The 18249-nt window shown below is 66.3% G+C and carries 16 protein-coding genes; 9 read left to right on the forward strand and 7 right to left on the reverse strand.

What is annotated here, in order from left to right:
- Window positions 1-222 precede the first annotated feature (222 nt).
- The 3 genes from XH91_RS26630 (at window position 223) to XH91_RS26640 (ending at window position 2072) form a co-directional block, all read left to right on the forward strand.
- Window positions 223-909 carry a helix-turn-helix transcriptional regulator gene (locus XH91_RS26630; RefSeq protein ID WP_128953343.1) on the forward strand — a complete coding sequence of 229 codons (687 nt, stop codon included), beginning with the start codon at window positions 223-225 and terminating at the stop codon, window positions 907-909.
- 70 nt (window positions 910-979) lie between these two features.
- The gene (locus XH91_RS26635) at window positions 980-1225 is read left to right on the forward strand and encodes a VOC family protein (protein WP_347338606.1); all 246 of its coding nucleotides are present in this window, start codon (window positions 980-982) and stop codon (window positions 1223-1225) included.
- A gap of 280 nt (window positions 1226-1505) precedes the next feature.
- Window positions 1506-2072 (forward strand): hypothetical protein, encoded by a 567-nt coding sequence (locus XH91_RS26640; RefSeq protein ID WP_128953344.1) that lies wholly within the window; start codon window positions 1506-1508, stop codon window positions 2070-2072.
- A 10-nt stretch (window positions 2073-2082) separates the two neighbouring features.
- On the opposite strand, the gene XH91_RS26645 is transcribed toward XH91_RS26640, so the two are convergent.
- The 5 genes from XH91_RS26645 to XH91_RS26665 are packed head-to-tail and all read right to left on the reverse strand — an operon-like array spanning window position 2083 to window position 5676.
- Window positions 2083-2853 (reverse strand): sulfite exporter TauE/SafE family protein, encoded by a 771-nt coding sequence (locus XH91_RS26645; RefSeq protein ID WP_128953345.1) that lies wholly within the window; start codon window positions 2851-2853, stop codon window positions 2083-2085.
- Window positions 2850-4103 (reverse strand): CCA tRNA nucleotidyltransferase, encoded by a 1254-nt coding sequence (locus tag XH91_RS26650; RefSeq protein WP_128955002.1) that lies wholly within the window; start codon window positions 4101-4103, stop codon window positions 2850-2852. The genes XH91_RS26645 and XH91_RS26650 overlap by 4 nt, the downstream gene beginning before the upstream one ends.
- A gap of 21 nt (window positions 4104-4124) precedes the next feature.
- Window positions 4125-4388 carry a DUF6111 family protein gene (locus XH91_RS26655; protein WP_128953346.1) on the reverse strand — a complete coding sequence of 88 codons (264 nt, stop codon included), beginning with the start codon at window positions 4386-4388 and terminating at the stop codon, window positions 4125-4127.
- Window positions 4385-5068 carry a CoA pyrophosphatase gene (locus XH91_RS26660; RefSeq protein ID WP_245470894.1) on the reverse strand — a complete coding sequence of 228 codons (684 nt, stop codon included), beginning with the start codon at window positions 5066-5068 and terminating at the stop codon, window positions 4385-4387. Before XH91_RS26660 ends, XH91_RS26655 begins: the two co-directional genes overlap by 4 nt.
- Window positions 5065-5676: a DUF1285 domain-containing protein gene (locus tag XH91_RS26665; protein WP_128953347.1), complete on the reverse strand. Its 612-nt coding sequence runs from the start codon at window positions 5674-5676 to the stop codon at window positions 5065-5067. The genes XH91_RS26660 and XH91_RS26665 overlap by 4 nt, the downstream gene beginning before the upstream one ends.
- A gap of 274 nt (window positions 5677-5950) precedes the next feature.
- Between XH91_RS26665 and XH91_RS26670 the strand changes: the two genes are divergently transcribed.
- The 6 genes from XH91_RS26670 to XH91_RS26695 all read left to right on the forward strand — a co-directional run bounded on the left by XH91_RS26670 (window position 5951) and on the right by XH91_RS26695 (window position 16114).
- Window positions 5951-6949 carry an AAA family ATPase gene (locus XH91_RS26670; RefSeq protein ID WP_128953348.1) on the forward strand — a complete coding sequence of 333 codons (999 nt, stop codon included), beginning with the start codon at window positions 5951-5953 and terminating at the stop codon, window positions 6947-6949.
- Window positions 6949-7893, forward strand: coding sequence for a DUF58 domain-containing protein (locus XH91_RS26675; protein ID WP_128953349.1), 945 nt, complete (start codon window positions 6949-6951; stop codon window positions 7891-7893). Before XH91_RS26670 ends, XH91_RS26675 begins: the two co-directional genes overlap by 1 nt.
- Complete coding sequence (locus XH91_RS26680) at window positions 7890-10703, forward strand: DUF4159 domain-containing protein (protein WP_128953350.1); 2814 nt, start codon at window positions 7890-7892, stop codon at window positions 10701-10703. Before XH91_RS26675 ends, XH91_RS26680 begins: the two co-directional genes overlap by 4 nt.
- Before the next feature lie 142 nt (window positions 10704-10845).
- Complete coding sequence (locus tag XH91_RS26685; protein WP_128953351.1) at window positions 10846-12909, forward strand: hypothetical protein; 2064 nt, start codon at window positions 10846-10848, stop codon at window positions 12907-12909.
- 365 nt (window positions 12910-13274) lie between these two features.
- Complete coding sequence (locus tag XH91_RS26690; RefSeq protein WP_128953352.1) at window positions 13275-13697, forward strand: DUF2946 family protein; 423 nt, start codon at window positions 13275-13277, stop codon at window positions 13695-13697.
- A 149-nt stretch (window positions 13698-13846) separates the two neighbouring features.
- Window positions 13847-16114 (forward strand): TonB-dependent receptor, encoded by a 2268-nt coding sequence (locus XH91_RS26695; protein WP_128953353.1) that lies wholly within the window; start codon window positions 13847-13849, stop codon window positions 16112-16114.
- Between the two features lie 111 nt (window positions 16115-16225).
- Here XH91_RS26695 and XH91_RS26700 read toward each other — a convergent pair whose 3' ends face one another.
- A complete protein-coding gene (locus tag XH91_RS26700) occupies window positions 16226-16609 on the reverse strand; it encodes a RidA family protein (protein WP_128953354.1) in 384 nt (127 codons plus the stop codon).
- Window positions 16610-16634: 25 nt separating this feature from the next.
- Complete coding sequence (locus tag XH91_RS26705; RefSeq protein WP_128953355.1) at window positions 16635-18245, reverse strand: N-acyl-D-amino-acid deacylase family protein; 1611 nt, start codon at window positions 18243-18245, stop codon at window positions 16635-16637.
- Window positions 18246-18249: the final 4 nt, after the last annotated feature.

Raw genomic sequence — 18249 nt, forward strand, 5'->3', positions numbered from 1 at the left:
GGTCGCCGAGCAATCGGGCCGCCGCTGATCGACGCACTCGCAGGCGATATCAGAGACATAGGACAGCGTGGCTCGAGGGATTTTCGCGCCACGCTGAATGCTTGTTCGGGGGCGAAAGCGCCTGACAATCGGGCCCGAACGCGCCGTGACGCGAATGACGCCCAGCCAGGCAGGACGTTCAATGCTGACAGAATCTGGCAGCAGGCCGTGATATCAGCCGCCATGTCGCGCGCTCAACGCCTTCTCGATGTGATCCAGCTCCTGCGAAGTCATCGTCGGCCGGTCGCGGCATGCCGGCTGGCCGAGGATCTGGGTGTCTCTGTCAGGACGATCTACCGGGACATCGAGACGCTGAAGGGCCAAGGCGCCCACATCGATGGTGAGGCCGGCATCGGCTATGTGCTGCGGCCCGGATTCATGTTGCCGCCGCTGATGTTCTCGGAAGAGGAGATCGAAGCGCTGGTGCTGGGCGGCCGGTGGGTTGCCGCGCAGCAGGATGAACCGCTGGGAAAGGCGGCCAAGAACGCGCTTGCGAAGATTGCCGCCGTGCTGCCGGACGATCTGCAGCGAAGCCTGGAAACGTCGGGCCTGATGGTCGCTCGCCGCGATCCGGCGGCAGGCGACGCCGAATTGCCGATCATTCGGGCCGCCATCCGCAACGAGCGCAAACTGCGCATCACCTACAGCGACGAAGGGGACAACCGCACCCATCGCACGATCTGGCCGATCGCGCTCGGGTTCTTCGATCGGCTTCGCATGGTGGCGGCCTGGTGCGAGAGTCGCGGCGACTATCGCCATTTCCGCACCGACCGGATCCTGTCGATCACGCTCACGGAGCGCCGCTATCCGCGGCGCCGTACAGATTTGCTGCGGGAATGGCAGCAGCAGGAATGTATCACCCAGCCCTGATCATGCTGACAAAAACTGGCAGCACCCTCCTGTAAGCCTCGGCCATCGCCAAGCTGAACAGGAGATGCAAATGGCCGAATTCAACATCGTGGTGCTCTATGTCGACGACGCGCAAGCGAGCTCCACTTTCTATCAGACCCTGCTGGAGCGCCCGGTCGCGCAATCGTCCCCGAAATTCGTGCTGCTCCCACTCGGGAACGGCGCCATGCTGGGCCTCTGGCAGCGTGACGCCGTCGAGCCGCCGCCTGCTGCGGAAGCCGGTTGCAACGAGATCTCGTGGGCGGTCGCAAACGCGGAGGCCGTGCGCGACCTATGACATCTGGACGACCCGCGGCGTGCGGATTGCGCAGCCTCCGACCGCCATGCCCTTCGGACATACCTTCGTTGCGCTCGATCCCGACGGTCATCGCCTGCGCGTGCTGGCGACCGCCGCTTAAACGGCGCCCGGCTGGCGCCGACTGCCGCGCGTGAGAGGCTGAACGTCTGGCACTGCCGCGATCAGCCTCTCTGTCGCAGGGGCTCGACGGGACGCCCTCTTCATGCCGTTGGCCGAAGCTCCGATTGCGTGAAGCGAAAAGGCTGACTAGGAAATTCGGATGAATTCCGAATCGCCCCCCAGTTGGCCCGTCGTGGAGCCGCCGCCTTTCCTTCCCGCCCCGCGTCGCCGGTGGCCGCTTGCGCTCGCCGTGGCCGTCGTCTTTGCGCTCGCAGGCGCAGGGGCCTGTTATGTCTGGCTGAACGGCGGATTGTTCCTTCCCTCCGCGGGGCGCGAGGCCGCCGACGCCGATGCCGGCGCCAACGACAAGGCGGTCATGACGGACCTGCTCGCTTCGCAGCAAAAGACGGCTGACGATTTGGCCGCGATCGACAGGGCCGTCGCCGATCAGCAGGAGCAGCTGAAGGAGATCGTGAGCCAGCTGGCCAGCCTCAGCTCGAAAATCGACGCATTGAAGAGCGCGGCCCCCCAGCCATCGGTTCCGCCGTTCCCGTCGCCCGGGCCTGTGACATCGATACCGCCGGCTTCACCGCCTCCTGTCGCACCGGCTCCAGCAGCGCGCGTCGCCCCACGGCCAAAGAAGCCGCCGCGTGTCGCGACCCCGACGGGTCCGATCTCGGTCGGGGGAGCGCCGCTGAACGCTGCGCCCACGGCGACCGCGCACTGAGCAAGCCCGTCTAGGCGATGAGTTGTTTCGCCGCGGCCGAGATCATCACCAACCCGCCTGTTATCACCGCGACGTCGAGGATCGCGGTGTGGATGTGCACCGGCATCCGCTCGACGAAGGCTCTGGCCAGGAACGCGCCTGGGATGGCGATGCCGCCGATTAGCAGCGCCAAGGCGAGCACCTGCGCGGTCACGGCGCCGGCGAGGCCGAACACCGAGATCTTGATCAAACCGGTTCCGAGCGAGATCATCGCATCGGTCGCGATCACCGCGGCGCCTTCGAGGCCGGCGGCCATCAGCAGCGAGAGCAGGATCACGCCGGAGCCTGAGGTGCCGCCGACCAGGACGCCGTAGCCGACCGAGCCCGTCGCCAGGCCGGTGTCGCCGATCCTGACCTCCCGACGGCGCAGCACGCGGCGCAGCGGCACGCTCAGGATCAGCATGGTGCCGATCACGATCGCGGCGCCGGCATTGGTGAGGCGGGTGTAGCCGTAGGCGCCGAGCGCGGTCGTCAGCGCCGCGCAGGCGAGCACGATCACTGCACGGCGGCGATCGACGTAGCGGAGATAAGCCACGGCGCGGCTGGAATTGGTGAAGAGCGCCGATATCGCGATGATCGGCACCACGGGCTCGGCGCCGACCAGCGGCACCAGCACCAGCGGCATCAGGGCGCCGGTGCCGTAGCCGGCGAGACCACCGATGATCGAGGCAAACAACGCCATCATCGCGACCAGCAGCAGCTGGAAAATCGAGATGTCGGCGAAGCCTGGGACGATGGTCAATTTTTCTCGCGAGTGGCGCGTGCGGTGGCTTGATCGGCGATGGCAGCGAGTGCGGCTTCCTCTAATGGAAAATCCGCCGCGAGCCAAGCGTCCTCGGCGAGCGTCAACACATGTCCGAGCGAAGGGCCTTCGGCCATGCCGCGTGCGATGAAGTCGGCGGCCCTCAGCGGGAATTTCGGTGCGGTCCAGCGCTGCGGCAGCCCGGCGAGCTCGCGCCAGCGCGACGACTTCGCATCGCCGCCGCTGCGCGCCCAGGCCAGCAACACGCGATCGTGATAGCGCTCGGGCCCGAGCCGGTAGAGCAGCCGCCGTGCGCGAGCCTCGTCCATGGCGGCGAAGCGCCACCAGCGATGGCCCATCGAATCCAGCGCCTTGGCTTCGGCGTTGGACAGCCGCAGGCGCGTCGCAACGCGCTTGGCGTCTTCCGTGACGGCGACGGAGAGCGCGGCGAGACGGCGCGTCGCGCTTGGCGGCAAGCGCAGCTCTTGCTCGATCGCGATCATCGCCGTCAGCGGCCCGGCATAGGCAACGCCGCCGATCATCGCCTGCAGCAGGCCGGCATCGACCATGGCCAGCGCGGCGGCGGAGGCGCCTTGCGCCACCAGCAATTTCAGCATCTCCATGCGCACCCGCTCGGCCGAGAGCGTGGCAAGGCCTGCGCGGCCGCGGATGCAGGCGAGCGTGCCGTCGCGATCGGGCGCGCCGGCACCGAAGGCGGCGTGGATGCGGAAGAAGCGCAGGATGCGCAGATAGTCCTCGGCGATGCGCTGGTCCGGCGCGCCGATGAAGCGGACGCGGCGCGCCCTGGCGTCGGCGATGCCGCCGACATAGTCGTAGACGACGCCGTTCGCATCGACCGACAGGCCGTTCATGGTGAAGTCGCGCCGCTCGGCGTCCTTCACCCAGTCGCGGCCGAAGGCGACCTTGGCCTTGCGGCCGAAGGTCTCGGTGTCCTCGCGCAGCGTCGTCACCTCATAGGGCGCGCCGTCGATGACCAGCGTGAGGGTGCCGTGGTCGATGCCGGTCGGCACACATTTGATGCCGGCGGACTTCGCACGCCGCACCACCTCCTCCGGCAGCGCCGTGGTGGCGATATCCATGTCGCCGGGCGGCAGACCGAGCAGCGCGTTGCGGACGGTGCCGCCGACCACGCGCGCCTCCTCGCCGTCAGCGTTGAGCAGTTGCAGGACGCGCGCGGTCCCGCCCGCAGTCAGCCAGGGCGCACCGGCAAGGATCGGCTCCGCGCTCATCGTCCGGCCCTTATCTTTCATTCAGGTTTCCCGGCCCGGCACGAGCTTGCCGTTCTCGATATGGGCGGGAATGTAGGTCGAGTTCGGCGCGGCGCCGGAGAAATGCGCGAACGCAATCAGCCCGGCGATGACGAGCAGCAGCGCCACCAGGATGAGGCGCGCGACGACGGTGATCGGCCAGGACGATTGCACGAACAGGCCGGACCGCGTGGCGGCCAGGAACAGCGCATAGACGGCAAAGGGGATGAGGAAGATTCCGATCTCGGTCAGAACCGGCCGGATCATGACGAATAGATCCGCTCATACAGCACACGCAGCATTCCGGCCGTGGCGCCCCAGATGTAGCGCTCCGCAAACGGCATCGCATAATAGAACCGCTCCATGCCGCGGAATTCCTTGCTGTGGACCTGGTGATTGGCCGGGTTCATCAGGAAGGATAGCGGCACTTCGAATGCATCATCAACCTCGGAATGGTTGATCGTCAGTTGAAAACCGGGGCGCACACGGGCGACCGTCGGCAGGATGCGGAAGCCGAACGCGGTGCCGTAGAGATCGAGATAGCCGATCGGCTCGACGAAATCCCTGCTGAGCCCGACCTCCTCCTCCGCCTCGCGCAGCGCGGCATCGAGCGGCGAGGAATCGATCGCGTCGATCTTGCCGCCGGGAAAAGCGATCTGGCCGGCATGGTCGTTGAGATGCGCCGAGCGCTGCGTCAGCAGGATGGTCGGCTCGGGATGGTCGACCACCGCGATCAGGACCGCGGCCGGCCGCACCGGCTGCTCGCGCGCGACGATCTCCAGCATCTTGTCGGTGCCGGGATCGCCGGAAGCCGGGATGATGTTCGGATCGAACAGCCCGGCCGGCACGTCGAAGCTGAGCTTCGCGCGTGAGCGGGCGAAGAAATCCGGCGCGCGAAACGCGACTTGCTCGTTCTTCGAGTCGCTCTTGGCAATAGGCTTGTTCAAAGCGCGGCCCTCACCTGCTCCGCGTCGGCCATGGCGAAGAACTCGCCGGCCGACTGGACGCCAAACATCGGCTGGCCATCGACCATCCGCTCCTCGCCCATGTCAACCAGATCGTAATAGAGCGCGCGGGTGACCTTGGCCCAGAGATCGGCGCGGACATGCAAATACGGCGTCAGGCCGCCATCCGCCGCCTGCTCGAAGCGGAGCCGGTGCGCGCCATCGCAAGTGACCCAATCATCGACATTGGTGCGGAAGCTCAGCACGCGATGGTTGTCCTCGTCGCGCTTCAGCATCTCCACCGCCATGAACGGCGCGTCATCGACCTTGATGCCGACCTTTTCCACCGGCGTGACGAGGAAATGCTTGTCGCCCTCGCGTTTGAGGATGGTCGAGAACAGGCGCACCAGCGCGTGACGGCCGATTGGCGTACCCATGTAGAACCAAGTACCATCGGAAGCGATTCGGATGTCGAGATCGCCGCAAAACGGCGGATTCCACAGATGCACCGGAGGCAGGCCCTTTTTGGCGCCTTCGGCATTGGCAGCACTTTTGGCGGCGGCAGTCAGCCCCTCAAGACCTTGGTTTGTGCTCTGCCCTTGGTTCGCCATGGTTTGCCCTGACTCTCTCCGTTGGCACGATTGGTGCAGGTCTGACTTAAAAGTCTACGTTGTACGTAAGTCTACGGTTCCACCCCGGGTTCGTCCGGTGTGGAGGTCTCCACTTCGTGATGCCGTACATAACCCGAAGCCGATAAGGTGGGGATAGGTTAATTCAACGAATACATGGCGTTCCTGCAAGTCTAGCATAGGGGCCATGACGCAGATTGATGCGATGAATTCGACGACGCAGAAGAGCCGCGTGGCAGGCTCGAGGAGCTAACGGATGGCAGAAAGTGTCGAGAAGCTCGAAGACGGCATCGTCCGTTCGGCCGAGCAGGTCTCAGCGCAGATTCGCGCGGCGAAGGATGCGATCGGGTCGGTGATCTTCGGCCAGGATCGCGTGGTCGAGAACACGCTGGTCACCATCCTCTCCGGCGGCCATGCGCTCTTGATCGGCGTGCCCGGCCTTGCCAAGACAAAGCTGGTCGAGACGCTCGGCGTCACGCTCGGTCTCGATGCCAAGCGCATCCAGTTCACGCCCGACCTGATGCCCTCGGACATTCTCGGCGCCGAAGTGCTGGACGAAAGCACCGCCGGCAAGCGCTCGTTCCGCTTCATCTCGGGACCGGTGTTTGCGCAGCTGTTGATGGCCGACGAGATCAACCGCGCCAGCCCGCGCACGCAATCGGCGCTGCTGCAGGCGATGCAGGAGCAGCACATCACCGTCGCCGGCGCGCGGCACGATCTGCCGAAGCCGTTCCACGTGCTCGCGACGCAAAATCCGCTGGAGCAGGAAGGCACCTATCCGCTGCCCGAAGCACAGCTCGACCGCTTCCTGATGGAGATCGACGTCGACTATCCCGATCGTGACGCCGAGCGCCGCATCCTGTTCGAAACCACGGGCGCCGAAGAGACGCTGGCGAAGGGATCGATGAATGCGGATGCGCTGATCGCGGCGCAGCGGCTGGTGCGCCGCCTGCCGGTCGGCGATTCCGTGGTCGAAGCGATCCTGTCGCTGGTGCGTTCGGCCCGTCCCGGCGCCGAGAGCGGCGAGGCCGGCAAGTTCATCGCCTGGGGCCCCGGCCCGCGCGCCAGCCAATCGCTGATGCTGGCGGTGCGCGCCCGCGCGCTGATCGACGGACGTCTCGCGCCCTCGATCGACGACGTGCTCGACCTCGCCGAGCCGGTGCTGAAGCACCGCATGGCATTGACGTTCCAGGCACGCGCCGAAGGGCGCACGATTCCGGACGTGATCCGGCAATTGAAGACACGGATCGGTTGATGGCTGCAGAGACCGGGCACACGGCGAAGGAGATCATCGCGATCCGACGTGCCGATGGCGAAAGCCGCACGCTCGCAGCTTCCTTGCCGCGCCTGGTGCTCGAGGCCCGCCGCATCGCCGCCAACGTCATTCATGGTTTGCATGGACGGCGCCGCGCCGGCTCAGGCGAAAATTTCTGGCAATATCGCCGCTTCGTCTCAGGCGAGCCGTCGCAGAACGTCGACTGGCGGAGATCGGCGCGTGACGACCATCTCTATGTCCGCGAGCTCGAATGGGAAGCCTCGCACACGGTGTGGATCTGGCCCGATCGCTCGCCCTCGATGGCGTTCGCCTCGAAGACCGCGCGCGAATCCAAGCTGGAGCGCACGCTGATCGTCGCCTTTGCGCTGGCCGAGCTGCTGGTCGCGGGCGGCGAGCGCGTCGGCATTCCCGGATTGATGACGCCGACCGCGAGCCGCAGCGTCATCGACAAGATGGCGCAGGCGATGCTGCATGACGATGCCGACAGGCTGAGCCTGCCGCCGTCCTTCGTGCCCGCGGCGCTGGCGGAGACCATCGTGCTGTCGGATTTCTGGTCGCCGATATCAGAGATCAGGAATACGCTCGCAGGGCTGTCCGGCTCCGGCGCCCATGGCACCCTGGTGCAGATCGTCGATCCTGCCGAAGAGAGCTTCCCCTATTCCGGCCGCGTCGAATTCGTCGAGCCCGAGGGCTTTGGCGTGATCACGGCCGGCCGCGCCGAGAGCTGGGCGCAGGATTACGCCACGCGGCTTGCGCTGCACCGCGACCAGATCCGCGCCGAGACCAACAAGCTCGACTGGTTGTTCACGACGCATGCGACCGACCGCTCGGCCGCAGAGCTGCTGCTGTTCCTCCATGCCGGCATGCAGGTGAGCAAGTCGGGCCCCCGCATCACCTCGATCAAGGCGGGGCCGGCCGCATGATGGGATTGCCGCTCGCCTTCACCGAACCGCTGCTGCTGATCGGCCTCGTCAGCCTGCCCGTGCTGTGGTGGCTGCTGCGCGTGATGCCGCCGCGGCCGCGCCGCATCGAGTTTCCGCCGACCCGCCTGCTGTTCGACATCGCGCCTCGCGAAGAGACGCCGGCGCGAACACCATGGTGGCTGACGGCGCTGCGGCTCCTCGCTGCGGCCCTGGTCATTTTCGCCGCCGCCGGCCCGATCTGGAATCCGCAAACAGGTTTGGCGGGGAGCAAGGCGCCGCTGATGATCATGCTCGACGACGGCTGGAGCGCCGCTTCGAACTGGGACACCAGGATCCGGGCCGCCGACGAGCTGATCGCGAATGCCGAGAACGACCGTCGCGGCATTGCGCTGGTGCCGCTGTCCGAGCCGAACCGCGACATCACGCTGATGCCGGCGGGCGCGGCGCGGGTTGCGCTGCGGCAGATCGTGCCAAAGCCCTATTCGATCGAGCGCGTTGAAACCCTCGCCGCGATCGATCGTTTCCTGAAAGCAACCGGCGATTGCGAGATCGCCTGGCTATCTGATGGCGTCGACACCGGTCGCGGCGACGAGTTCGTGGCCGGGCTCGGCAAGACCATAGGGGATCGCAGCTTGACGCTGTTCGAAGGCGGCACCTCGTCTCCGCTCGCGCTGGTCGCGGCGGAAAACGCGGCTGCAAAGATGACGGTGAAGGTGCTGCGCACCGACAGCGGCATTCTCGCCGGCACCGTGCGGGCCCTCGACCAGAAGGCTTCGCCGATCGGCGAGGCGCGCTTCACCTTCGGACCGCAGGACAAGGAAGTCGAAGCCGCGTTCGACCTGCCGGTCGAGCTGCGCAACGACATCTCCAGGCTCGAGATATCAGGCGAGCGTTCGGCGGGCGCGGTGCAACTGCTCGACAAGCGCTGGCGCCGCCGCGCCATCGGCATCGTCTCGGGCTCGACCAGCGAGACCTCGCAGCCTTTGTTGGCGCCGACCTTCTACCTGACGCGCGCGCTGGCGCCGTTCGCCGACGTGCGGCTCGCCGACAAGGGCGCGCCGCAGCAGGGCATCACGCAGTTTCTGGACCAGAAGCTGCCGATGATCATCCTCGCCGATGTCGGCACCGTCGCGCCCGAACTGCGCGAGCGTCTCAACGCCTGGATCGACCAGGGCGGCGTGCTGGTGCGGTTTGCCGGCCCCCGGCTGGCGCAGGCCGAAGACGATCTGGTGCCGGTCAAGCTGCGCAAGGGCGGTCGCACGCTCGGCGGCAGCCTGACCTGGGAGAAGCCGCAGCATCTCGCCAGCTTCACCGCCGATGGTCCGTTTGCCGGCATCGCGGTCCCCAAGGACGTCACCGTGAACCGGCAGGTGCTAGCCGAGCCCGACGCGGTGCTCGCCACCAAGAGCTGGGCCTCGCTCGAAGACGGTACGCCGCTCGTCACCGGCGAGCATCGCGGCAAGGGCATCGTCACCCTGTTCCATGTCAGCGCCGACATGCGCTGGTCGGATTTGCCGATGTCCGGCACCTTCGTCGAAATGCTCCGGCGTGTCGTCGACATGTCCGGCTACACCGCCAAGCCCGGCGCCGGCGTTGCTACCGAAGGAACTGCCGAGACGCTGGCGCCGCTGCACATGCTCGACGGCTTCGGCGCCTTCGGCCCGCCGCCCGCCACCGCCAAGCCGCTGACGGCTGATTATCGCGACCGCGCCACGCCGGACCATCCGCCCGGCTTCTACGGTCCGGCAGAAGGACCGCTCGCCGTGAACACGCTCGCTCCCGCTGATCGCATCGTCGCCCTCAACACCACGCCCCTGCGCGCCCGGCACGCCACTTACACCAACGCGGAGCCGCGGGACCTGCGCGGCTGGCTGCTGTCCACCGCCTTGGCGTTGTTCCTGATCGACGCGCTCATCGTCGCGCTGCTGGGTGGCGGTCTTGCCGCGCTGCTGCGCCGCCGCGCCGCGCCCGCCATGATCCTGCTTGGCTTGATGCTCGCAGGCGTCGCGGTGCTGTCGCCGACGCCCTCGCGCGCCGACAGCGCCTCGGACGAATTCGCGATGAAGTCGACCTCGCAGACCCGCCTCGCCTATGTCGTGACCGGCAATGCCGACGTCGATTCCATCGTCAAGGCCGGCCTGACCGGCCTGACGCTGTTCCTGGCGCAGCGCACTGCGCTCGAGGCCGGCGATCCCGTCGGCGTCGATCCCGCGCGCGACGAGCTCGCCTTCTTCCCGCTGATCTACTGGCCGATCGTGCCGGGCGCACCAAAGCCGCCGCAGGACGCGCTCAACAAGATCGACGCCTATATGAAGCAGGGCGGCACCGTGCTCTTCGACACCCGCGACGCGATCGAAGCTCCGCCCGGCGACAACGGCGCCGCGCAGACGCCGGGCATGCAGGCCCTGCGCGAGCTCCTGTCCTCGCTCGACGTGCCCGAGCTCGAACCGGTGCCGCGCGAGCACGTGCTGACCAAGACCTTCTATCTCTTGCGCGACTTCCCCGGCCGCTTCAATACGGGCCAGACCTGGGTCGAGGCGCTGCCGCGCGAGGATGACGACGAGAGCGCCCAGCGCCCCGCGCGCGGCGGCGACGGCGTCTCGCCGATCATCATCACCTCCAACGACCTCGCCGGCGCCTGGGCGCTCCGTCCCGACGGCCAGCCGATGCTGCCGCTCACGCCGGGCGAGCCGCGCCAGCGCGAATTTGCCTACCGCGCCGGCGTCAACATCGTGATGTACACGCTGACCGGCAACTACAAGGCCGACCAGGTGCACGCACCGGCCCTGATCGAACGGCTGGGGCAATGATGCGGGTACTGGAACTCGGTGCCCACCAAACTGAAGCCGTCGTGCCCGACCTTGTGCCGGGCATCCACGTTCTTCGTGCCGCGTGGCCAGACGTGGATGGCCGGGACAAGCCCGACCATGACGATGCCGAGAGATTGACGCCATGAATTACGGCATCGCGTTCACGCCGCTTGTCCCCGCGACCGTCCTCTGGATCGCGCTCGCTGCAATCGTGCTCATCGCCATCGTGCTGCTGGTCGCGCGGGCGCGCGGCGCGGCGGTGCGCGTGGCGGCGCTGGCGCTATTCCTGCTAGCGCTCTCCAATCCCTCCTTCACGCGCGAGGACCGCGATCCCCTCACCTCGATCGCCGCCGTCGTCGTCGACAAGAGCCCGAGCCAGAATTTCGGCAAGCGCAACCAGGAAGCCGCGAAGGCGCAGGAGGCGCTGGTCGACAGCCTGAAGAAGATCAAGGGGCTGGAGGTGCGCGTCGTCGAGGCCGGTCAGGCCGACGGCGAGACCGACGGCACAAAACTGTTCGGCGCGCTGGCCTCCGCGCTGTCGGACGTGCCGGTCGACCGCGTCGCCGGCGCCTTCCTGATCACCGACGGCCGGGTTCACGACATCCCGGCCAACGCCGCCGCGCTCGGCTTCCAGGCGCCGGTGCAGGCGCTGATCACCGGACAAAAGGACGAGCGCGACCGCCGCATTGCGATCACCGCGGCGCCGCGCTTCGGCATCGTCGGCCAGAACCAGACCATCTCATACAAACTGGACGACCAGGGCGTCACCGGCGAGCGCGCCAAGGTCACGGTGCGCCGCGACGGCGAGGTCATCAACGAGCGCACGCTGACGAGCGGTCAGAGCGCGAGCGTCGACGTCGAGATCAAGCACGCCGGCCCGAACATCGTCGAGATCGAGGCCTCGCCGCTCGAAAGGGAATTGACCCCGGTCAACAACCGCGCCGTCGTCGCCATCGACGGCGTCCGCGACAAGCTGCGCGTGCTGCTGGTCTCGGGCGAGCCGCATTCCGGCGAGCGCACCTGGCGCAACCTCTTGAAGTCGGACGCCAGCGTCGACCTCGTGCATTTCACCATTCTGCGTCCGCCGGAGAAGCAGGACGGCACGCCGATCAACGAGCTGTCGCTGATCGCGTTTCCGACCCGCGAGCTGTTCCAGCAGCACATCAACGAATTCCAGCTGATCATCTTCGATCGCTACGCCCGCCAGGGCGTGCTGCCGATCCCCTATTTCGAGAACATGGCACGCTACGTGCGCGCAGGCGGCGCCGTGCTGGTCTCGGCAGGCCCCGATTATGCCTCGACCAGCAGCATCTGGCGCACGCCGCTGGATTCGGTGCTGCCGGCCGAGCCGGTCGGCGTCACGGAGAAACCGTTTTACGCGCATCTCTCCGACATCGGCAAACGCCATCCTGTCACACGCGGGCTGGAGGGCTCGGCGTTCGAGCCGCCGCATTGGAGCCGCTTCTTCCGCACCGTCGAAACCCGCAATGCGGTCAACCCGCCGGTCATGACCGGCGCAGACGGCAAGCCGCTCTTGTTCCTGTCCCGCTTCGGCGAGGGCCGCGTCGCGCTGTTGCTGTCCGACCACATCTGGCTGTGGGCGCGCGGCTATGAGGGCGGCGGTCCGCATCTCGATTTGCTCAGGCGAATGTCGCACTGGCTGATGAAGCAGCCTGATCTCGACGAGGAAGCACTGCGCATGCAGGTGCAGGGCAAAGATCTCGTCGTGGTGCGCCAGACCATGGCCGATACCGTTCAGCCGGTGAGCGTGACCTCGCCTTCCGGCATCTCGCATGATTTGACGCTCAGCGCCGGCGATCCCGGCGAGTGGCGCGCCAGCCTTCCCGCCAACGAGCTCGGCCTGTGGCAGGCGACCGACGGAACGCTGAAGGCGCTGATCAATGTCGGCCCGACCAATCCGAAGGAATTTTCGGAAGTCACCTCCACTGCCGAGACCCTGAAGCCGCTGACGCAGGCGACCGGCGGCGCTTCCGTGCGGATCGCAGCTGACGGCAGCGTCGAGCTGCCGCGTATCGTCCCGGTGCGCTCGACCAGTACCTTCGCCGGTGACGGCTGGATGGGCGTGCGGATGCGCGACGCCAGCGTCGTGAAGGGCGTCGGCGTGCTGCCGATCTTCGCCGGTTTGATCGGGCTGCTGCTGCTGCTCGGCGCCTTTGCCGCGACCTGGGTGCGTGAGGGGCGGTGATCTTCTGAGAGATGCGCGTTTCTCCGCCTCTCTCGTTTGCAGGAGAGGCCGACATGCCCCGGGGCGATGCGAAAGCATCGTCCCGCGCGCAGCGGGTGAGGGTTCTTTCCTCTTGGGAATTATCCCGTTGCGGAGACACCCTCTCCCCAGCCCTCCCCCGCAAGCGGAGGAGGGAGCGCACCTCCGTCGTTTGCATCAGCAGTGAAACCTAACCGCGCGCCAGTTGCCCGAACGACACAATGTGCAGGCGCGCGCAGGGCGCCGCTCCTCTCGCCGTTGACATCCATGAACCGATCCTGCGATGTTACAATATAACATCGCAACGCCCCGTCGGCGTCGCGCGATGCGCAGGTGACGTTTTCCAGATGAAGTGGTTCCGGTCGAATATCAGGCACGGTGCCCGGCTCGCATTGTTTGCGATGCTGGTGCAGTTCGCGCTGACCTTCGGCCACAGCCACTGGTTCGCGCAGGCTGCCCCGCTGGCTCAGCCCCAGCTGAGCGATCACGCCAAGACCGTTGCCAGGACCGTTGCCAAGTCCATCGCGTCGCCCGATAGCGCGGCGGTTCAGAAGCAGTCACCGACCAGTCCTCATCGCGAACAGCCTGACAACGACAATTGCGCGATCTGCGCGCTCGTCGCAATGGCCGGCACGGTCATATCAGCGACGCCGCCTCTGCTGCATTTGCCGCAGGCGGTCGAGCTGCTCTACCGCACCACCGATGCCGAATTCATCCATCTGGAATCGGCAAAGCACGCGTTCCAGCCGCGCGCCCCTCCCGCCTCCTGATCTCCCCCGATTGAGCTGCCTTCGGCGTCGGCCGCGCATGCGCGCCGATTCCGCTGGGCTATCGCAGATGATCCGTCGCGTGTCGACGGCGCGTGCTGCCTGCATGTGCTCTGAAGAGCCGCGGCGGCGCGCGAGCGGAAATCAGGACAATGGTGTCTTCAAAAGCAATATTGGCGGGCGCGAGCCTCGCCGCACTCACGCTGTGTCATCCCGCCGCCAGCGCCATGGCGCAAACGACGGCCCCCATGACGACGCTGCCCAGCGTCGAAGTCGATGGGCCCAAGCACGCGCAGGCGCCGCGCCGTCCAAAAGTGCGCGTCGTCCTCGACAGACGACGTTCGCCGTCTCAGGCCCGTCCGCAGACCGAGGCGCCAGCCGCCGCCGAGGGACAAAGCAACCGGCTGGATGCCGCGCGCCAATCGGTGCTTCCACCGGGCGGCGCCACGACCCACACGCTCACGCGGCAGGCGATCGAGGCGCTGCCGCAGGGCAGCAATGCCTCGCTCGACAAGGTGCTGCTGCAATTCCCCGGCGTCACCCAGGATTCGGCGGCGAGCGGTGACCTTCATATCCGCAACGAGCACGCCAACCTGCAATATCGCATCAACGGCGTCATGCTCCCCGATGGAGTCGGCGCGTTCGGGCAGATCCTCGACACCGGCATCGTCGGTAGCCTCAGCCTGCTCACCGGCGCGCTGCCGGCGCAATACGGCCAGCGCACCGCCGGCGTGCTCGACATCTCCACCAAGGCCGATGCCTTCAACAATTCCGGTGTGGTCGGCGTCTATGGCGGCAGCAACGGCACCATCTCGACCAATATCGAATATGGCGGGACCTCGGGACAGACGCAGTATTTCCTGTCGGGACGCTTCCTCCAGAACAATCTCGGCATCGAGAACCCGACCCCGTCGGTCAATGCGATCCATGATCGCACCAACCAGGAGAAGGGATTCTTCTATCTGTCGACGATGATCAATCCGGACAGCCGCCTTACCTTCATGAGCGGCGTGTCGAACGCGACGTTCCAGATCCCGAACAATCCCGGGCAGGCGCCCGTCAACACCGCCTTCGGCGTCTCGAATTTCGACTCGTCCCGTCTCAACGAGCACCAGAACGAATTCAACCAGTTCAACGTCGTCTCCTACCAGACCTCGAACGGCGCGTTCGATACGCAGACCTCATATTTCAATCGCACCAGCCTGCTGCACTTCTACCCTGATCCGATCGGCGATCTCGTCTTCAACGGCGTGTCGTCGGACGTCTATCGCCAGAGCGTGGTCAACGGCATCCAGCAGGACACCGCCTGGCGCATCGGCTATGCGCACACGCTGCGCTTCGGACTTTCGGTCAGCGCCGAGCGGACGCTTGTCAACAGCGGGACCACGGTGCTGCCGCTGGTCGATCCAAGCGATCCAGCCGCGGGCACGATCGACGCGCCGTTCTCGGTGTTCGATTCCAACGCCAAGACCGGCTGGCTCGTCGGGACCTATGTCCAGGACGAATGGAAGATCACCAATAATCTGACGCTCAACGCCGGCCTGCGCTTCGACCAGATGTATCAATATGTCGATGCCAACCAGCTGAGCCCGCGCGTCAGCCTGACCTGGAAGCCGTTCGACGGCACCGTTTTCCATGCCGGTTATGCGCGCAACTTCACACCGCCCTCGCAGGCGATCGCGAGCCCCGTCAATCTCGCGCTGGTGACGCCACCCGGCGCGCCCGCGAATACGCAGACGCCGGAGGTCGGGCTGAACAGCCCGGTGCGACCGGAACGCTCGCACGTGTTCGACGTCGGCGTGACGCAGAAAATCTACGCGATCCCCGGCTTCGAGGTCGGCGCCGACGTCTACTACAAGAAGGCGCGCGATTTACTCGACGACGGCCAGTTCGGCGCCGCTTATGTGCTGAGCGGCTTCAACTACGATCGCGGCGAGAATGTCGGCGTCGAACTGAAGTCGAGCTACAGCAGCGGCAATTTCAGCGCCTATGCCAACCTTGCCTGGGCGAAACAGATCGCGACCAACGTGGTCTCGAACCAATATCTGTTCGGCGCAGACGAGCTCGCCCATATCGACGGCCATTACATCTACACCGACCACGCGCAGATGCTGTCGGGGTCCGCCGGCGCCTCCTATCTCTGGGAGGGCACGCGCTACAGCGTGTCGATGGTTTATGGCAGCGGCCTGCGCTCGGGCTTTGCCAATACCGATCACCTGCCCGGCTATACGCAGGTCAATCTCGGCCTGTCGCACGATTTCAACATCGTCGCGCCGAACAAGCCGACGACGGTGCGATTCGACGTGGTCAACCTGTTCGACACGATCTACCAGATCCGCGATGGCTCCGGCATCGGCGTGTTCGCCCCGCAATACGGCCCGCGGCGCGGATTCTATGTCGGTGTCTCGCAGCGGTTTTAGACGGGAGCTGATGGGATCGGATACGGGTCGCGGCTGCTGTGGTTCACCTCTCCCCGACGGGGAGAGGTGTTCGGAGTTCGCGGTTAGACCGATCTAATCCGAGCCAGCACTTCACCTGCGATAGGCGACGCAGTCGATTTCCACCTTGCAGTCCACCACCATGCTCGACACCACGCAGGCGCGCGCCGGCGGATTGGCGCCGAAATATTCGGCGAAGACTTTGTTGAAGCTCTGGAAGTCTCTGGGATCGTCGAGCCAGACGCCGCAGCGCACGACATCCTTGGACTCGTATCCGGCTTCAGCGAGGATCGCGAGCATGTTGCGGATGGCCTTGTGCGATTGCGGAATGATGCCGCCTTCGATCACTTCGCCATTTTCCATCGGTGTCTGGCCGGAGACGTAGAGCCAGCCATCGGCCTCGACCGCGCGGGCAAAGGGAAGGTGCTGGCCGCCGGTGCCGGTGCCGCCGGCCGCGCCGTATCGTTTCAACGTCATTGCATGTTGTCCTGCGTGTGATGGTTTAAATCAGGGCCCGGCCCGGCCGCGCGAAAGTGCTGCGTCCGTCCGCGACCACGGCCTCGCCCGCAACGAAGACCGAGCGGATGCCTGCCGGCATTTCCGTCGGCGTCTCGAACGTCGCCTTGTCCATGATGGTCTCGTCGAACAGCGTGAGATCCGCGATCATGCCTGGCCGCAGGATGCCGCGGTCGGACAGGGCGAAGCGCTGGGCGGGCATCGCGGTCATCCGCCGCACCGCATCTTCCAGAGTCAGCCAGCCTTGCTCGCGGGTCAACCGGCCGGCGACGCGGGGAAAGCTGCCGTAAGCGCGCGGATGCGGCTTGGTGCCCGGGCGCGGAATGCCGTCGGAGCCGACCATGTGCAGGCGATGAGTGAAGGCCGCGCGCAGATCGGCCTCGTCGAGCTGGAACATGATGATGCCGGTCTGGCCCTGGTCTTCCTCGATGCAGCGGACCATGAGATCGAATGGAGAGATGCCGAGCTCGTGCGCGGCATCGACCATCGACTTGCCTTCGAGCGGCTTCAACGCCGGATTGGCGGTGGCGGAAATGCGCACATTGTGCCAGCCGATCAGCACGATCTTGGACTGCGCGGCATGCGGATCGGGATCGCCCTCCTCCACCAGCACACGCAGCGCTTCGCGCCTGGCGGGATCACCCAGCCGCGCAAGCAACGCGTCGATGCCGCCTTCGAGCGCGGCCGGCGGCAGCAATTGCAGCATGTAGGAGCTGCCGGCGGGATACGGATACATGTCGAAGGAGATGTCGATCCCCTCGGCGCGTGCGGCCTCCAGCCGGTCGAGCGCCTTGGGGATCGCGCCCCAGTTCGGCTTGCCGGCCGATTGCAGATGCGACAGCAGCCCCGCCGCGCCTGATGCCCGCAGGATCGCGATGAACTCGTCGATGGAGGACAGGAGGCCCGCTTCATAGCTGCGGACATGGGCGGTGAGCAGCTTGCCGTGCGCCCGCACCGTCTCTGCCAGCGCGTTGAGCTCAACGGTGTCGGCATAGGCGCTCGGCGGATAGACCAGGCCAAGCGACAGGCCGGCGGCTCCTTGCGCGAGCTGCTGCGCCAGCAGCGCCTGCATCGAAGCGATCTCCTCGCGGCTCGCCGCGCGGCGCTCATAGCCGAGCACGGCGAGACGGATCGCGGCATGTCCGACCAGGGAGACGAGGTTCAGTGCAACGCCGGGCCCTTCCAGGGCTTGCTTGTATCCGTCAAAGCTGTCGAAGATTTCGTCGGGCCGGGTTTCGCCGGCAAGTCCCGAAAAATGCAAGCGAAGCATCTCGGCGGAGCCTGCGGTTGCCGGATAGAGCGAGAAACAGCAATTGCCGACCACGAGCGTGGTCACGCCCTGCAACACTTTCTCGGGCCTGTCGGGCTCGCGCAGGCAGATCAGATCGTCATGGCAATGCGCATCGATGAAGCCGGGCGCCAGATAGCACCCGCGCGCCTCGACGATGTCGGCGTCCTCCGCCGGCAACGCGGCCCCGATCGCCGCGATCCGGCTGCCGCTGATGCGCAGATCCGCCTCGAACCACGGCGCGCCGGTACCGTCGATCAGGCGCGCGTTGCGGATCAGTGTGTCCTTGGCGTCGGACGTCTGGGGCATGCCC

Origin of the sequence: Bradyrhizobium guangzhouense (assembly GCF_004114955.1) — a bacterium.
Taxonomy (GTDB): Bacteria; Pseudomonadota; Alphaproteobacteria; order Rhizobiales; family Xanthobacteraceae; genus Bradyrhizobium; species Bradyrhizobium guangzhouense.

Bases quoted from the DNA above. Each gene is read 5' to 3' on its own strand.
- XH91_RS26650 (WP_128955002.1), bottom strand. From the start codon at position 4,103: ATGAGCGCGGAGCCGATCCTTGCCGGTGCGCCCTGGCTGACTGCGGGC.
- XH91_RS26670 (WP_128953348.1), top strand. From the start codon at position 5,951: ATGGCAGAAAGTGTCGAGAAGCTCGAAGACGGCATCGTCCGTTCGGCC.
- XH91_RS26640 (WP_128953344.1), top strand. From the start codon at position 1,506: ATGAATTCCGAATCGCCCCCCAGTTGGCCCGTCGTGGAGCCGCCGCCT.
- XH91_RS26635 (WP_347338606.1), top strand. From the start codon at position 980: ATGGCCGAATTCAACATCGTGGTGCTCTATGTCGACGACGCGCAAGCG.
- XH91_RS26705 (WP_128953355.1), bottom strand. From the start codon at position 18,245: ATGCCCCAGACGTCCGACGCCAAGGACACACTGATCCGCAACGCGCGC.
- XH91_RS26695 (WP_128953353.1), top strand. From the start codon at position 13,847: ATGGTGTCTTCAAAAGCAATATTGGCGGGCGCGAGCCTCGCCGCACTC.
- XH91_RS26690 (WP_128953352.1), top strand. From the start codon at position 13,275: ATGAAGTGGTTCCGGTCGAATATCAGGCACGGTGCCCGGCTCGCATTG.
- XH91_RS26675 (WP_128953349.1), top strand. From the start codon at position 6,949: ATGGCTGCAGAGACCGGGCACACGGCGAAGGAGATCATCGCGATCCGA.
- XH91_RS26685 (WP_128953351.1), top strand. From the start codon at position 10,846: ATGAATTACGGCATCGCGTTCACGCCGCTTGTCCCCGCGACCGTCCTC.
- XH91_RS26655 (WP_128953346.1), bottom strand. From the start codon at position 4,388: ATGATCCGGCCGGTTCTGACCGAGATCGGAATCTTCCTCATCCCCTTT.
- XH91_RS26700 (WP_128953354.1), bottom strand. From the start codon at position 16,609: ATGACGTTGAAACGATACGGCGCGGCCGGCGGCACCGGCACCGGCGGC.
- XH91_RS26665 (WP_128953347.1), bottom strand. From the start codon at position 5,676: ATGGCGAACCAAGGGCAGAGCACAAACCAAGGTCTTGAGGGGCTGACT.
- XH91_RS26680 (WP_128953350.1), top strand. From the start codon at position 7,890: ATGATGGGATTGCCGCTCGCCTTCACCGAACCGCTGCTGCTGATCGGC.
- XH91_RS26630 (WP_128953343.1), top strand. From the start codon at position 223: ATGTCGCGCGCTCAACGCCTTCTCGATGTGATCCAGCTCCTGCGAAGT.